This window comes from Enterococcus sp. HMSC078F03 (assembly GCF_001811595.1).
GTDB lineage: Bacteria > Bacillota > Bacilli > Lactobacillales > Enterococcaceae > Enterococcus > Enterococcus faecalis.
The window spans coordinates 1-16161 of record NZ_KV805534.1 but is presented as its reverse complement, the minus strand read 5'-3'; the positions used below and the strand labels follow the sequence as shown (position 1 = coordinate 16161).

At 32.2% G+C, this 16161-nt stretch carries 17 protein-coding genes; 14 read left to right on the top strand and 3 right to left on the bottom strand.

The features are described from left to right. The first annotated feature begins 190 nt into the window (after positions 1–190). The 5 genes from HMPREF2810_RS01690 to HMPREF2810_RS01670 all read left to right on the top strand — a co-directional run bounded on the left by HMPREF2810_RS01690 (position 191) and on the right by HMPREF2810_RS01670 (position 4407). Positions 191–1552 carry an Nramp family divalent metal transporter gene (locus HMPREF2810_RS01690; protein WP_048942414.1) on the top strand — a complete coding sequence of 454 codons (1362 nt, stop codon included), beginning with the start codon at positions 191–193 and terminating at the stop codon, positions 1550–1552. 107 nt (positions 1553–1659) lie between these two features. After that, positions 1660–2184, top strand: a complete 525-nt coding sequence (gene rimM / locus HMPREF2810_RS01685; protein ID WP_002360070.1) for a ribosome maturation factor RimM — start codon at positions 1660–1662, stop codon at positions 2182–2184. Continuing rightward, entirely contained in the window at positions 2174–2914 is a 741-nt protein-coding gene (gene trmD / locus HMPREF2810_RS01680) for a tRNA (guanosine(37)-N1)-methyltransferase TrmD (RefSeq protein ID WP_002381776.1), read from the top strand. Before rimM ends, trmD begins: the two co-directional genes overlap by 11 nt. Before the next feature lie 143 nt (positions 2915–3057). Beyond that, complete coding sequence (gene rplS / locus HMPREF2810_RS01675) at positions 3058–3405, top strand: 50S ribosomal protein L19 (protein ID WP_002357176.1); 348 nt, start codon at positions 3058–3060, stop codon at positions 3403–3405. A 345-nt stretch (positions 3406–3750) separates the two neighbouring features. Continuing rightward, the gene (locus HMPREF2810_RS01670) at positions 3751–4407 is read left to right on the top strand and encodes a hypothetical protein (RefSeq protein ID WP_010715303.1); all 657 of its coding nucleotides are present in this window, start codon (positions 3751–3753) and stop codon (positions 4405–4407) included. Positions 4408–4539: 132 nt separating this feature from the next. On the opposite strand, the gene HMPREF2810_RS01665 is transcribed toward HMPREF2810_RS01670, so the two are convergent. Next, a complete protein-coding gene (locus HMPREF2810_RS01665) occupies positions 4540–4764 on the bottom strand; it encodes a DUF2188 domain-containing protein (protein WP_010715302.1) in 225 nt (74 codons plus the stop codon). A 14-nt stretch (positions 4765–4778) separates the two neighbouring features. Beyond that, positions 4779–5018, bottom strand: a complete 240-nt coding sequence (locus tag HMPREF2810_RS01660; protein ID WP_010715301.1) for a DUF1883 domain-containing protein — start codon at positions 5016–5018, stop codon at positions 4779–4781. Between the two features lie 397 nt (positions 5019–5415). Between HMPREF2810_RS01660 and HMPREF2810_RS01655 the strand changes: the two genes are divergently transcribed. The 4 genes from HMPREF2810_RS01655 to HMPREF2810_RS01635 all read left to right on the top strand — a co-directional run bounded on the left by HMPREF2810_RS01655 (position 5416) and on the right by HMPREF2810_RS01635 (position 8376). Beyond that, positions 5416–6198 (top strand): hypothetical protein, encoded by a 783-nt coding sequence (locus tag HMPREF2810_RS01655; RefSeq protein WP_010715300.1) that lies wholly within the window; start codon positions 5416–5418, stop codon positions 6196–6198. A gap of 393 nt (positions 6199–6591) precedes the next feature. Beyond that, on the top strand, positions 6592–7521 hold the full coding sequence (locus HMPREF2810_RS01645) for a hypothetical protein (RefSeq protein ID WP_010715299.1): 930 nt from the start codon (positions 6592–6594) through the stop codon (positions 7519–7521). Positions 7522–7724: 203 nt separating this feature from the next. After that, positions 7725–8150 (top strand): RNA polymerase sigma factor, encoded by a 426-nt coding sequence (locus HMPREF2810_RS01640; protein ID WP_010715298.1) that lies wholly within the window; start codon positions 7725–7727, stop codon positions 8148–8150. Next, the gene (locus HMPREF2810_RS01635) at positions 8140–8376 is read left to right on the top strand and encodes a helix-turn-helix domain-containing protein (RefSeq protein ID WP_048942416.1); all 237 of its coding nucleotides are present in this window, start codon (positions 8140–8142) and stop codon (positions 8374–8376) included. Before HMPREF2810_RS01640 ends, HMPREF2810_RS01635 begins: the two co-directional genes overlap by 11 nt. A 78-nt stretch (positions 8377–8454) precedes the next feature. Here the strand turns inward: HMPREF2810_RS01635 and HMPREF2810_RS01630 are convergent, their stop codons facing one another. Beyond that, positions 8455–8748: a winged helix-turn-helix transcriptional regulator gene (locus HMPREF2810_RS01630; RefSeq protein ID WP_010715296.1), complete on the bottom strand. Its 294-nt coding sequence runs from the start codon at positions 8746–8748 to the stop codon at positions 8455–8457. Between the two features lie 101 nt (positions 8749–8849). On the opposite strand from HMPREF2810_RS01630, the gene HMPREF2810_RS01625 reads away from it, so the two are divergent. The 5 genes from HMPREF2810_RS01625 to HMPREF2810_RS01605 all read left to right on the top strand — a co-directional run bounded on the left by HMPREF2810_RS01625 (position 8850) and on the right by HMPREF2810_RS01605 (position 16156). After that, positions 8850–9434, top strand: a complete 585-nt coding sequence (locus HMPREF2810_RS01625; RefSeq protein ID WP_010715295.1) for a nitroreductase family protein — start codon at positions 8850–8852, stop codon at positions 9432–9434. A 112-nt stretch (positions 9435–9546) separates the two neighbouring features. Then, the gene (locus HMPREF2810_RS01620; RefSeq protein WP_227657098.1) at positions 9547–9786 is read left to right on the top strand and encodes a hypothetical protein; all 240 of its coding nucleotides are present in this window, start codon (positions 9547–9549) and stop codon (positions 9784–9786) included. 610 nt (positions 9787–10396) lie between these two features. Continuing rightward, entirely contained in the window at positions 10397–13495 is a 3099-nt protein-coding gene (locus HMPREF2810_RS01615) for an AAA domain-containing protein (RefSeq protein ID WP_010715294.1), read from the top strand. Between the two features lie 21 nt (positions 13496–13516). Further along, a complete protein-coding gene (locus HMPREF2810_RS01610; protein WP_010715293.1) occupies positions 13517–15289 on the top strand; it encodes a hypothetical protein in 1773 nt (590 codons plus the stop codon). A gap of 348 nt (positions 15290–15637) precedes the next feature. Then, a complete protein-coding gene (locus HMPREF2810_RS01605) occupies positions 15638–16156 on the top strand; it encodes a GIY-YIG nuclease family protein (protein ID WP_048942419.1) in 519 nt (172 codons plus the stop codon). The last annotated feature ends 5 nt before the right edge of the window (positions 16157–16161 follow it).

Here is a 16161-nt window from a genome sequence, read left to right as displayed (position 1 = left end):
ACCTCCGATCTATGATAAAATAAGTGTAAGGGATTTTTTGGTAAAAACCAAACGATTTATAGCGAAAGTGCTTAAAAAAATTAGAATGTAACAGTTTACAACGAAGAATAAGAAGACTATAATTATGTTAACTAGTTTTAGGTATACCTAAAAGTGAAATGTGTGAACAAGATAGATTGAGGGATGTTGGATGAAAGAAAAGAAAACGGAAAAAATGCTTAATTATGCAAATGGGCCTAGTTTAGAAGAGATAAATAATACCGTCGAGGTACCTAAAAACGCAAGCTTTTGGCGAACTTTGTTAGCCTATAGCGGACCTGGCGCTTTAGTGGCTGTTGGTTATATGGATCCAGGAAATTGGATTACGTCAATTGCTGGCGGAGCGGAATATAAGTACACGTTACTTAGTGTGATTTTGCTTTCTAGTTTAGTTGCCATGTTACTACAAAGTATGGCTGCGCGCTTAGGAATCGTGACAGGAATGGATTTAGCCCAAGCGACTAGAGAGCATACAAGTAAACGAACGGGCGTTGCCTTGTGGGTGGTGACGGAGTTAGCCATAATGGCTACAGATATCGCTGAGGTAATTGGTGGTGCCGTTGCTTTGCAATTATTATTTGGTTTTCCATTATTAATTGGTGTGTTGATAACAACGTTTGATGTTTTATTACTTTTGCTACTGACAAAGTTAGGCTTTCGCAAAATCGAAGCAATTGTTTCTTGTTTAATTGCAGTCATCTTTTTTGTTTTTGCTTATGAAGTGGCATTAGCAGATCCAAATGTTGGTGAAGTATTACGAGGTTTTATTCCAGACACAAAAATAGCGACAGATAAATCCATGTTATTTTTAGCCTTGGGAATCGTTGGAGCGACAGTCATGCCTCATAACTTATATTTGCATTCTTCCATTGCGCAAGCTCGGAAATTTGATCGTAACGATGATGCTGAGAAAGCCAAAGCAATTCGTTTCACTACTTGGGATTCAAATATTCAATTAACTGTTGCTTTCGTCGTAAATTGTTTGTTGCTAATCCTAGGGGGAGCATTATTTTATGGAACCAACAGTGAATTAGATAAATTCGTTGATTTATTTGATGCTCTGAAAAATCCAGATATTGTTGGTAATATTGCTAGCCCAGTGTTAAGTATTCTTTTTGCAATTGCTTTACTGGCTTCGGGTCAAAATTCAACGATTACAGGTACGCTGTCAGGACAAATTGTAATGGAAGGCTTTATCCATTTAAAAATGCCGTTGTGGGCAAGACGAGTGTTAACTCGTTTGTTAGCAATTGTGCCAGTCATTATCTGTGTCATTATTTATGGCGGTAGCGAAACGGCTGTTGAAGACTTGTTACTTTATACGCAAGTTTTCCTAAGTATTGCTTTGCCAGTGTCGATTATTCCTTTAACGATGTATACAAGTGATAAAAAATTAATGGGCCAATTTGCGAATCCAGCGTGGGTGAAATTTTTAGCTTGGATTATTGCAATTGCCTTGACGTTATTGAATTTATTTTTAATTTATGGCACATTAACTGGTTTAACGAATTAATAAAAACAAAGGCTGACTGGAAAAGTTGGCCTTTGTTTTTTCATAGAATTTGCGCGTAAGAAATGGTAGAATAGGAAAGATGAAATACAAGGAAGAGAGGCTTTCACGTGACAGATTATTTAAATGTAGGAAAAATTGTGAACACACAAGGAATCAAAGGAGAAGTTCGGGTCATTTCGAAAACGGATTTTCCAGAAGAACGTTATCAAAAAGGGGCAACGTTACTGCTATTTCAAGAGAAAAAAGCACCAATTGAATTGGTCGTGAAGTCCCACCGCAAGCATAAGAATTTTGACATTTTAAGCTTTGAAGGACATCCAAATATCAATGATGTTGAAAAATATCGTGACGGTATTTTAAAAGTTGCAAAAGACAATCTCGCTGAGTTGGCAGAGGACGAATTTTATTATCACCAAATCATTGGTGCCACTGTTTATGATGAAACTGGTAGTGAACTGGGAAAAATTAAAGAAATTTTATCTCCTGGTGCGAATGATGTGTGGGTCGTCCAACGACCAAAGAAAAAAGATTTACTTTTACCGTATATTGAAGGCGTTGTTACAAAAGTCGATGTCGAAAATCAACGGATTGATGTGGACATTCCAGAAGGATTGATTGACGATGAGAATTGATGTATTAACTCTTTTTCCTAGAATGTTTGAAGGACCAATGGGGGAATCAATTATTGGGAAAGCTCGGGAAAAGCAGTTATTAGAATTGAATGTCTCTAATTTTCGCGATTTTTCAGATAACAAACACCAAACGGTCGATGATTATCCGTATGGCGGTGGCGCGGGGATGCTTTTAAAAGTACAACCGATTTATGATAACCTAAAAGCAATTGAAGAAGAGACAAACCAGCAACCAAAACGGGTCATCTTATTAGATCCAGCAGGAAAACCGTTTAATCAAAAAATGGCCGAGGAATTTTCACAAGAAGAACATTTAGTTTTTATTTGTGGACATTATGAAGGCTATGATGAGCGAATTCGCACGATGGTCACAGATGAAGTTTCATTGGGGGATTACGTTTTAACAGGGGGCGAATTAGGCGCAATGGTCATGATTGATGCGACAGTCCGTTTATTACCTGATGTCTTAGGTAACAATCTTTCTGCACAAACGGATTCACATTCCACTGGCCTATTAGAGCATCCACAATATACCAGACCTGCTATTTTCAACGATATGGAAGTCCCTGCCGTGCTAACGAATGGTAACCATAAATTAATTGCAGAATGGCAACTAAAAGAATCATTACGACGGACCTTTTTGCGTCGACCTGACATGTTGGAATCAGTAGAAATGACGCCTGAAATGTTGAAGTTATTAGAGGAAATTAAACAAGAAGAGCAAAAATAAGGGAACTTTCAAGAAAATTCTCTTTACAGCTTATTTTGTCTGTGGTAAACTAATTTGGTGAGTGCAATGCGCTCTAACTATTACAATATTCCGCTGTGGCAGAAGTGACCATAAGAATATTTGGGAATAAGGAGAAGGATAAAATGAATCCATTAATTCAAGAATTAACACAAGAACAATTACGTACGGATATTCCTGCGTTCCGCCCTGGTGACACTGTTCGCGTTCATGCGAAAGTAGTCGAAGGTACTCGTGAACGTATCCAGTTATTCGAAGGTGTTGTAATTAAACGCCGTGGTGCTGGAATCAGCGAAACTTACACAGTACGTAAAGTTTCAAATGGTGTTGGTGTGGAACGTACATTCCCATTACACACACCACGTGTTGCTCAAATTGAAGTGGTTCGCTACGGTAAAGTACGTCGTGCAAAACTTTACTACTTACGCGCATTACACGGAAAAGCAGCTCGTATCAAAGAAATCAGAAGATAATCAATCTGACTTTTTTTGGAAGTCGCATAAGTGTGAAAAGTCCTTGTCTAGCAAGGGCTTTTTTCTTTTCTCAAAATCGGGATTTTGGACAATAATTCAGAAATTCCCTCAAATTGTCCTAGATTTTCTCAATTTGACGATTAAGGTAGTCAAAAGAGTGGCAAATAGTAGGGAAAAATTGACGACAAAAGTCATCCGAAAAATACCAAAATGCTGACCGAATTTTGCAGTTTTGAGCTAGGGCTTGCAAAAAAGAGCGGACTTTTGAGAAAATACCAAAACAATTACCTTTTACGAAAAAGGGATTGTGTCACACTGTTCCAAATAGTTATTTGGAGGAACATTATGAAAGAAGTAGATAAAAGAGTTATTTGGAAAAATATGAACGAGCTTCAATTACTTCTTAAAATTAGTCAATTTATCGAAAAAAATAGCATAAAAACATGTAGTCAATATCAAGAAAAATTAAGCGAGTTTCCCAAAGAAGTTCCCAGTGTCTGGTTTATTATTCAAAGATATGGCTCTTGGAATAACTTATTAAGAAAAATTGATAGGAAAGAAAATCAACATTATCAATGGAATCACCTTTCAGATGAAGAGCTTATTGACATCGCATGTTCATTTATTGAGGAAGAACAAATATGTTCACAAAGAAAGTATGAACAAAAAGTGGTAGGAAAAAATGTTCCTTCTCTTTCTACGTTAAAGAAAAGAATGGGTGATGTTCGGCCACTATTTAAAAAGCATTTGGAAGAATCACTCGTTGTTCCAACAAATTTCGAATTACTTTTAGAACTAAAAAAAGAGATTATCCGTTTAGAATTAGAACAGGATTTGTCTATGACAACCTTTAAACAAAAAAATCAATCCCCCCAATTGCCATCTGTAGATACCATTATGAGACGGACAAACAAAAATTGGGAAGAGCTAATGTCAGAACTAGGATATAATTATCGAGAAATAAAGAGAGAGAAGATGAAGCGAAATTTAAAAAGAAGATAAAAATAGAATGGCCTACATGAACATAAGCCGAGATGACTTAAAGTCCTAAGATAAACGGTGGGACAGAACTCTAACAGTTCATCACAATTTAGCCTGTTAGAGTTCTGTCTCGACCTTGCCATCTATTTTTATTTATCCTTTAGGTGGGAAAGGATCATTTCCATAGCTATTTTTTTCTCGAATTTGACCATTTTTTCCATGAATAACTAATTCTGAACGTTGATTTTTTGAAATTTTTGTTGCTTGTTCAATAGCTTTTGCTTGAGTTTCGAAATGTGCCGTGTATTTAGAGTTACCAGCACCTTTAATACTCCAGCCACCGTTATTATTTGGCACTACATGTTGATTCTTTTTCATTGATATTCTCCATTCTAAATAAATTCGTATTGATACTTTGTGGCACCTTCAACTACTAGATACCAAGTTCCTGCTTTAGGTGCAGAAACTGTGACGTCTCGTCTGTTAAAATAACCACCAAAGTATCGGAATCGTTGACCAGATTTGTATTTTGTAAAGTTGTGTCTATCAACTAAAAATACATTTGAGGCGCTAACTAGTCTAACGTGTGCAGAAACTGGACCAGTAGCTTGGACATAAGGATATTTAGTCATATTGGGTTCTCCTTTCTAATGGAATTATACAAAAGCCATGTTGGTAGAGCAGCTTATAGCTGGTCGACTGATGTATGGCATTAATTATATATATATTTCGTTTCTGTAGTTTAATAAAATATTAAATATGAAGTCTAATGTTACAAAACAACAACATTTTGTAAAAAAATATAATTATAGCACCATATATTGTATGTTTTTAGAAAGACTAAAAAAATCAAAATATGTAGTTAAATAACAATGTTCCTAAGTTTGTTGCATAAGGATAAATATGATATTTCTTATAAATTACAAATATTTCGTTGGAATATTAAAAAATTTTCAAATAAATAACGAAAAAAGACGTTCAAATTTTGAGCGTCTTTTTTTATATCCAAAATCAGAGAGGAGTATAAAAGTGAGAAGACCAAGAATAAAAAATAGTAAATTACTAGCGACTTTAGTATTGCTATTTCAAACCGTAAACACAAGTGTGACACCACTTATTGCCCATGCAGAAGAAATGGAGTATCCCCAAGAGGTAACGATTGAGTACGATGCCAATAATATTTACAGTACGTCCGATTCATATAATAATGGACAAAGTTTCAATACTCATACAGCGCCTATTTATGCTAATTATAATGGAAAGAAACAACCTGTCTTTTGTATTGAACCAGAGGTAGATATTATCGACCCAATCAATCCAGGTTATGAAAAAAATCCTTTACCTGATATGCCAGACCGCGCAAAATTAGTTTCCATTTTATGGAAAAAGGTTGGTCAAGATCCTGATACCCAAGCCGTTGCGCAAAAAATCATTTGGCAAGTAGCTAATGGTTATACTATCCATACCATGACTCGTCCAGACGGCAGTACAGTAGATATTCCAAGCATTGAAGCAAAAATCAATAAAGTTGTCCAAGACTATCAAAAGAAACCAAGCTTTGATGGAACGACAACCAAACTGAACTTAGGAAAGTCGACAGTTTTAACAGATACGAATCAATTAAACTTGTCAGAATTTGATAAAGTGATCGAAAATACTGCGAACATTGACTATCATGTGAATGGTAACCAATTAACTTTGAGAACGAATGAACAGTCAAAATCGGGTGTACTCACACTAGAAAAGTCAGAAGGAACAGGCACACCAGTTGCTTATAAAAAAGCTGGTGTACAATTCAGGACATGTTGTTAATTTTTATAAACTTAAAAATGCATATTTAAATAGTTATTCTTCCGTTGCATTTTAGAAATAGAAAAAGATAAGTCAATAGGAGACAGTGATGTTTATAATTTTAGAAATTTTATGTGAAATGTATTTTTATAGAAAGAAGGACTATGAATGGATATTAGCCAAAGTGATATTGAAAATATATTGAGGGAGAGAAGGGGAGTATCTCATTAGCAACATTAATGGTAAAGCTTTCACTTCAACAATCTAATATAAATAGACTTCGGTTAACTAGTCTTATTAAATGGAATCCTAATATCAAACGAACCTATATGCGAGTTGGAACAGAAACTCAAACTTTTTATTATTTAAAACAAGCCATTGAGGAATTTTAGACAACAATTAGGAGAGTGTGAAATGAAGCAGAATCTATTAATAGGCGGTTTATTGATTCTAGTTTTTTCGTTAGGTGCCTGCGGAAAAAATAAAATAGACGGTACTTGGACCCAATACTCAGACTACTCAGAGAAGGACAAAACGGTTTATGAAATAGATACTAATAATCATAAGATGACTATTTCTGAGTATTCAAATGGAGAAATTGTTACTAGTTCTTTAAAGCAAATTACTGTAGATGAAAAAGACAAAACGATTAAGGAAAAAGGAACAGAATTATTTACAGAGACAATTCCTTACCTAGTAGATCACAACCAACTAACTTTAGACAGCGAAGTGTTATGTAAAGAGGGCTCTAAAGAAGATAAAGAAGCTAAAAATAAAGCCAAAAAAGAAAGAATAAAAAGTGAGAAAAAAGAAAAAGAAGACGAAGAAAAGTTAAATGAAGCCATTCTAGGTCTTGAAAAAAGATTAAACAATGATTTTCTGAAAAATTATCAAGGTGTTTGGTATTCTGGGGAAGGAATCGACACGGATTCTTTTATGCCAGCTACTACGATTAACCAATTAATTGTCGACACTAAAGGCATGTCAACCCAAGATGTATACATTGAAGTATATGAAAACAAACCAAGAAAGGTTGAAAAAAAAGAGAGTACAAACTATACATTCAGTGGCATACAGCTTCCAAGTAAGCATGAATATACAGAAGAAAGTGAAAGTAATTCTTCTTTTAGCTATGGAAGTTCTAACGTGGATTATGAATTACCTTCAACCACTAAAGAAATCGAGTCATTAAAGACAATCGATGAGTTTGCTAAATATGAGGCTAATCATAATATAAGAGAATTAAGTTTTGGTTATCAATCTAATGGTGGGAATGTTGATGACACCAGTATTATTCTTAACGTTAATAATTTGACTCATATAGAAATTACTGGTTCTATGTGATCAAATAGTACTTATAAAAAAGAGTTGCCAACTGGTACGTTGGCAACTGATTTTAATTAAATCGAGTAATAGTTTGTGAGGCGTATAGGCAATAATGCTTATGCGTCTTTTTTTATTTAAAAATTTTTTTCTTGAAAATGGTCATCTCAAGGTTGTTGTAGATATGAAAAGAGGGACCTAATTTTATATCAGGGGGAATAAAAATGAAAGACTCGTTTGAAACACATGTTCAATATACTTTTGATAGTTATTGTCGCACGGTTATTAGAAATGAAGCTCGAAACATTCAAAAGCAATATAAAAGATTTCGAGAGCGACAATTTCCCTTAACTGAGTTAACGGAACGAGAATTTGAAGAGTTGTCTTATGTAGATTTAAATATAGGCAATAGTAAAGTTTTTTTGACTTGTGGTATGAAACTTTTAGTAGCCAATCCTGAATTAGCAGAGGCTATCAATAAATTGCCTGAGGAACTAAAACGTATCATTCTTCTATTTTATTATGCTGGTTACAATGATCGAGAAATAGGTGAACCGATTGGTTTAAGCGCGGGGAGTATCTGGTATCAACGCCAGAAAGCTGTCAAACAGTTGAAACGCAATTTGGAGGAAATTCAAGATGAAAAATAATCAACGGCCTAAATTATCAGTTTCCGTGATATTATCCGTACAACAAGGAGATGTCATTTCAATGACGGAAGTTTTGAATCATTATAAAGATTACATAAATCACTTATCTTTACAAAATGTTTACGAACAGGGGAAAGATACAAGGATTCAAGTAGATGAATACATGAAAAGACGTTTAGAGACTAAATTAATGGAAGCGGTTTTAAAATATAAAGTTTTAGATTGAGAAGCGAATAAAGGATCAGAAAGTATTACGTCATCGTGCTTTCTGATCCTTTAAACAAAAAATCAAATTCGTAAAAAATTACAGGTTTGATTTGCCCCAGTCGTTTAGAAAAAGTAGAGATGGGACAAGTTCTATTCCTTTGTCTGTCAAGGAATAGTCAACTTTAGGTGAGTCGGTTCTTTTGACCAAATGAACATCCGCTAACGTTTCTAGGCACCGTGTTAGCATCACGTTAGTTATACCATCGACTTCTCGTTTTAATTGATTAAATCGAATAGAAGGATGTTGGGAAAGCACCCACAATATTTTTAACTTCCATTTTCCTCCCAAAATATCCATGACTTTAGATACACCACATTCATTATTATTCATTCGATTTCCTCCAATTTTACAGTAACAAAAAAGTGCGTACTTTTCTTTTTGATATTTACTATTATAATAGAGATATATTAATAGAAAAGAGATGTTTCCTAATGAATCACTTAGAATTTTTGAATGCACGATCCTCTGTTAGAGACTTTGATCCGAAGAACATTATTAAGAAATCTGTTATTGAAGAAATGGTAAGAAATGCTGCAAATGCACCATCAAGTAATAATTTTCAACCATGGAAAGCGGTTGCTGTTGCTAATAAAGAAAAGCAGAAAAAGTTAATGGAATTTGCTGGAGGACAAAAACAAGTCGGAGATGCGTCTGTCGTTTTCATTCTCTTTGGAGATTTGAGTTTGTATAATATTGAAAAAATAATGCAGTTTAATTTAAATAAGGGAATTTTAGATGTAAAAGACATGGAAAGTAAAGCTAATCGAGTTCAAGCTTATTTAGATTTACATCCTGAAGATGCAGGGATTGAGGGGCTAAAATTCGACCTAGGATTATTTTCAATGAATCTAATGCACGTTGTTCGTACATTTGGTTATGAGTCAGTACCCATGCGAGGAGTAGATTTTGAGAAAGTGAAAGAATACTTACATGTTCCAGAAAACTATGAAGCGATGTTGATGTTACCTGTTGGCAAGTCGATAAAGGCTGGTTATCCGCATGCTCGTTATGAGTGAGAAGAATTTTTTCAAATAGTTAGATGATAGGTTTAATTTTACATATTTGGTTGAGTGGCGTTGTTAAAAAGTCACGATTCATTAGATAAAACTTAGTATTTTGGCACTACTTGTGGCATCTTACGGTTTGTTAAGAGAAGGGTTAACCGCAGAACAAGTTATCAAGTTAGGTGTTTTTTCTGGTAAAATTCAAGACTACCAACAGATTCAAGTAGAAAAAATCACTGAAAAGGAGAGCTTTGTTACCTTTTATCAAAAGAAAAACCATTCCTTCTCATTACGCTTTGCCGTTTCGGCAGAAGAAGTGACGAGCTTTTTAGAAGGGAAAAGTAAACTTGGTATAATAAACTAGACAAAAGATAAAGGAAAGATTTGGATTATGCTAAGATGTTTATTTGACAAAATATTTAAAATAGTCACTGTAAAACTGTGACTGAAGAAGGCTTTTCAGTAAAAAAGTTAGTATATTGCTAGAAGCTCATGTTAATGGGTTTAAAAATATGCAGAAAGTGTGTTTCCTATAAAAGGGAACTCACTTTTTTATGCTCATTATGTAATAAAGAAGTTAGGAAAAGAAAGTCGTTATCTGTGTGGGAACTAGCTTGATTAAAAAGTTTCAGCTTTTCTTGAAGCTAATAAGAAGTCTGATTTAAGTTTTTAAAAAAGCATAATAGTGAGGTGACTATTATATATCTTTTCCTATAAAAAATTTTAGCGTAGTTGAAAGGAATTGGAGCAAATTATTAAAAAGAAGCGAGACGGACTGTAAGATTACTTTAGAGGTACAGTGAACACTATATAGATAAGATATGAGTTTTTAAGAATAAATAATAACTCTTGTTTTTATAAAAAATAATGACATTTTTTCAGAAGGTATTCTACAAAATATGCAGATTTGCATTATATTTTGAAAGTACTTTAATGATAAAATGTAATAGGGGACAGAGTTAAAGGGGGAAAAAATGAATAATAAAAATGATATATTAGATGCATGGATCACTATTGAACAGTTATCCGAAGGTTCCATCACTAAAGAGACTGATGAATATAAGTTTTTTGATGAACAACAAAAAGAAAGCGGAAACATAGCTGATGTTTTTTTTAGCTATTTAATTAAGCAAAAGGCAGAGCAAAGCATTTCTGATAAGAAGTTTAAAGATTCAGGTATTGTTTTATATTTTGACGTCTTTGATTTTGAAGAGATTAAGGAATTTTTAAGAAAGGAATATAATATTTTTGATAATGAAAAAGAACTAAAACGCTCCCATAAATTTATGTTTGCTTTATATTTCGATAGTCAATTAAAATTTTTACCAAAAAAATTGTTTTATACTGTTAGTGGGTACATACGTAATAATAAAGTATTTCCTGAAAATATTTCTAAAGAAGAAGAAAATTTGAGTATCGTACTAAGAGAGAAATTTCAAGAGGAAGGTTTTAATGAGACAATAAACTACTTATTAAATCAATTCAAAGTGGAATTAAATAATTGTCAGTATGCATTTATTAAGGATTTTAATAACTATGACGCACATCTTCACTCATTTTTTATTGATGAATTAGAAAAAGCTAAAAAGAAAAACACGCCTAACTTGAATCGATATTTTAATGGCTTTACTGGTAACAGAATAAACTTGAACAGTAATAAAGACACAAGTGAATTTAATCCAAAGGAGATTCAAAATATTTTACAACCGAAAAATTATCCACTAGGGAGATTTTTGGGAGATTCAAATCATTCGCTAGCTCTTATGCAAGAAATTGCGATTAATTTGACATTGAATGATACCAATAGTATTCGTAGTGTAAATGGTCCACCAGGGACTGGTAAAACAACGCTACTTAAAGATATTTTTTCTGATTTAGTTGTTCAACAAGCACATGAAATCTGTGAAATGAATAGCAAAACTATTTTTGGTGAACTAATGTACGAATCAGGTCATAAGTTTGGAAAACTACCTCAGAAAATCACAGATAAGAATATAGTAGTTGCTAGTTCTAATAATGGCGCTGTACAAAATATTGTCAATGAACTACCACAATTAGAAAAAATAGCTGAAGAATTTAAAGAGTCTATTCTTCAAGCAGATTACTTTAAAGAAATAGCTAATACAGAGGTTTCAATAACATGGAAGAACGAAAAGAGGACTGTTAGTAGGAGAGTTTTCGATGACAAAAATTGGGGAATGTTTTCTGCTGAAGGAGGAAACACTCAAAACCTCGGGAAGCTAATAGAAAAAATAACTATGATTGAAGAAAATCTAACAGATGAATATTCACCTAATTCCGAAATATACAAAGAATTCTCGTTACTTTATGAACAATTAGTCAATGAACAAAATAAGGTTCAGAAATATTATGAGGATATGAAAAAGCTATTAGAGCTAAAGCAAGCTTATACAAAAACAAGTACTTGCTTTTTGGAAGAAAAACGAAAAACTCAAGTAAAAATCAAACAATTTTACGAAAATAAAAAAAAGCAACTAGAATCGCTTCAGAACATAAAGAACGAAACTATGAGTCAGATAAAAAAATATGAGGAGAAACTGGAAATAAAGCGTTCTTTTTTGAATAAAGCACAAAGGGATTTTGAAATTCTTCAAACACAAAAACCTAATTTACTATGGTTACAAAAGGTTTTAAACAAAAAGAAAGTGATAAGTTATCAAGACAAACTGCGTAAAACTTCTGATGAGTTAAATTGTTTAGAAGAACAGCAAAGAAATTTAATTAAAACTAAGAAAAATCTATCTAAAAAACATCAAGAATGTATATTAGATTCTGAAAATATACAAACAAAAATCCAAAAGATAATTAAAACATTCGTAAATTGGGAACAATTACAACAACAAAAGATAACTGATTTAAAAGAACAAATACTATCATTAGAAAGTTTAAATAAACAGTATGATATACCTGTGCTTGATTTTTCAGTTTCATATGATGATTTTCAGTTATCCAATCCTTGGTTCACAAAAGAATTTCGTATCAAACAATCTGAATTATTCATCAAAGCATTAGAGGTGAGAAAACAATTTCTATATGAAAATAAGGAACATTTAAAGATTGCGAAAAAAATCTGGAGTTTTCAAGATAAGTATATCTATAAAGAAAATGGAAAAGACTTAGTAAAAAATGCATGGTACTGGGTGAATTTTGTTATACCAGTGATTAGTACAACTTTTGCTAGCTTTGGACGAATGTTTAAAAATTTACCTGAAAATTCTATTAGTAATTTGTTTATTGATGAAGCAGGACAAGCGTTACCACAGGCAAGTGTTGGAGCAATATTTAGAAGTAAAAAAATATTAGTTGTAGGCGATCCTGCACAAATTAAGCCAGTGTTGTCTTTAGATCCTGAAGTTTTAAGCATAATTGCACGCTATTATGGAGTAGATGAGAAATTTATTTCATTAGATGCATCAACACAAACAATTATGGATGCTGCTAGCCAGTATGGATTTAAAAAGAATGAAAATGAATGGATTGGGATACCTCTGTGGGTTCATCGGCGTTCCAGTGATCCCATGTTCACTATTTCGAATGAAATATCATACGATAAATTAATGGTTCAAGGCATTCGAGGGAAAGCATCAAAAGGAAAAGCAAAATGGTTCGATATTTCAGGTATTGCAGATAATAAATTTGTGAAAGAACAAGCAATATTCTTAAAAAAATTAATTGAGAATCGGAGTAGCGTTGTGCCGATGGAAGAAATTTATGTAATTACTCCATTTAAAAATGTTGCTATAAACTTGAGGAATGAATTAAAGAGTTTTAATTTTTCTGAACATGAAAAGAATATAAAAATTGGAACAGTCCATACTTTTCAAGGAAAAGAGGCAGATGTTGTCTATCTAGTGCTTGGAGCAGATACAAATAATATGGGTACAGCAAGATGGGCAGTTTGCGAACCAAATATAATAAATGTGGCTGTTACTAGGGCAAAGAAAGAGTTTTATATCATAGGTGATAAAAGGTTATATAGCTCTTTGGGAAGTACAGTAATAAATAAAATCGCTACAATTATTGATGATTATAATTCTATTACTAATTACTAACTTTGAAAGGGAACAGAAGCGATGGAAGAATTATTAAATTTAATGAGTAACTCATATCTTTATAAAATAAACAAAAGTCTAACAGTAAAACAAGTCACACAAATAGCTGGTGATGTATCTCGAAAGAAAGTCAAGAAATTTATTCAGGCTGTAAAATGTAAAAAGAAAGAACTAAATGGAAAACGTATTAGGTATTCTTTCTTTATTTTTGAATTATGTAGTGAGCCATCTTTTCTTAGTAAGAGTCAATTAATAGAGAAAAGCTACGGGTATTTACTAATGCTAGAATATAATAATTATTTAATAGTTAACGCCAAACATGCATTAGGAATACGAAAAGCATTAGAATCTGTAGGGGAACCTCTTGAATATGCAACTCTTTCAGGATTCTTGTTAACAGAAAAAACGGCATATAAACGTTTTTCTTTAAGAAATACCAATATATCATCCTATAATGCATCAATTCGAAAACGTACAATTGAAGCGAAAAATTTAGCCGATTCCTATGCGCCATTAAATGCAGGGAAACAATTAGTAAATACTTTTACAATAAATACAGAAGAAGGTACTGATTTTTCAATTAGTCTGAATACTTCTAAAATCTCTGAGAGAAAAGGCAAGGTTTCTTTTACAGAATACTGCCTTTGGGGAATAAATTTGATAGATAAGTTGGTTAATTATGTTCCTAATCAAAATTTTTTCCAAAGATTTGCTTTTCCAAGTAGTAAGGAGAAATTAAAGGAATTGATTCCAGTTACTCTAACAATAGACTACTCTAGTATGATTGAGGAAATACTAACATGTAGGAAGATAACGTATACTTCAAGAAATGGTAAAGAAAGATTGATTAATCCTGATATAATTCTAAGTATATTAAATAAAGATGATTCTCAAATATTTGAATTAATTGAAGATAAGAAAGACACTAAAAATTTTAAGGTTGAAACAAAATTATTAAATGATGTTTATTTAAAGAAAAATTTGAAAAGTCTAAAGATTGTTTCAAAAAAATTAAAAAATATCCATGTTTATTTTGAAGAAGAGATGCTTGACTTTTGTGAGTTTATTAATGAATTTGGGCAGATACTAGTTAATTTTTCCGATATAAAATATGCTTATGCAAATAAGGAATTATTTTTTGATCATCAAATGGAACAACCTACTCAGTTTTTTTTATCTATTTTTCGTCCTTACGATGAACTATCTAAAACAACGAGTGAAAAAGGGAAAATCGAAAAAGAAATGAGTACCTTTGAAGATAACACATTATTCTCATTTATAGAAAATACATTTTGTAAGAGTGACTATCTAATCTGTGATGACTTAGGAAATGAAATTGCTGATTATATTTCTGTCAACGAAAATGAATCTTTGGATTTCTACCATGCGAAAAGTGATTATAAAAAGAACTTATCTGCTTCTGCATTTCATGTAGTAGTAAGCCAGGCACTTAAAAATTTAGCAAGCATAGTAAATGTTGAAAAAATGGATTTAGATAATAAAAGAAAAGTATGGTCTAATACATATTCTAATACAAATATAACAAGAATGAAGACCAACGTAGAAGGCGGGGATGTTTCTCAGGCTATAGATGTAATAAGAAAAACCTCTTTGGCTCCTAGTTCTACAAAAAGAGTATGGCTTGTAATTGATTTTCTTTCAAAGAAAGATTTGGAAAACGAATTAAAAAAAGGTCCAAATAAATATACGATACAAATCATTTGGCTGGTGTCTGCATTTATAAGTGATTGTTATGAAGTTGGTGTGCAACCTAGAATTGCGTGTAAGCCATAGATATTAATTAAAGATAAAATCTTTTGTATAAGTTTTGCTAGCTGATACAAAAAGTAGTTGAGATTGTATTTTTTAGCATAAATGAAGGATTGAATATTATTGCAATACCTAATTTTTCTTTTTTTCTACCTTAATTATAGGATTGTTTATACTACCGAAAATCATTACTTACTTTTTTCATTAAATAATGGGTAACGATTGAAAAAGCAAGTTATAATTAACCCATCAAGTATTTAGGGATAGTACCTTAGACCACCCGTATAAGCAGTATATTTATATATTTGATTCTGAAAATAAGCATTGATTGCAAAATTTTTATAGACTATTTTAAGTTAAGGAGGAGTAACTATGCAAATGGAGATTCCTGAAGAATACGATGAGATTTTGGGACAAAATATTCAATTAGATTTTAGACGAAGAAGGCAGTTTTATGTTTATTTGGATTATACAAGCGACGGAAAAAATTACTATTATGTTGGTAAAGGTTCTGGAAATAGAATATTTGTAGAAAAAAGAAATGATATACATGAACATTACAAAAATCAGAGAGGATTAGATAGAAGAGTTGTGTTACAAAATTTAACAGAGGAAGAAGCATTAGGCATTGAAAACCTATTTTTATACTATTCTTTAGACAAAGGGATATATGTCACAAACAAAATAATAAATAAGTATTTTTTTAATAACGATTATACATTTGATGACATTTTAGCATCGTATATAGAGTATCTTGAATTTACCTCCTTTAGTTCAGAATGGATAAATGAGCTTGCTGATACATTAAATAAGTTTAAGCACTTAAATATAATAACAATTTTAATCGAAGCATATTTAAATATGGGAGCGTCAATAATTTTGTGTAAATAAATTGT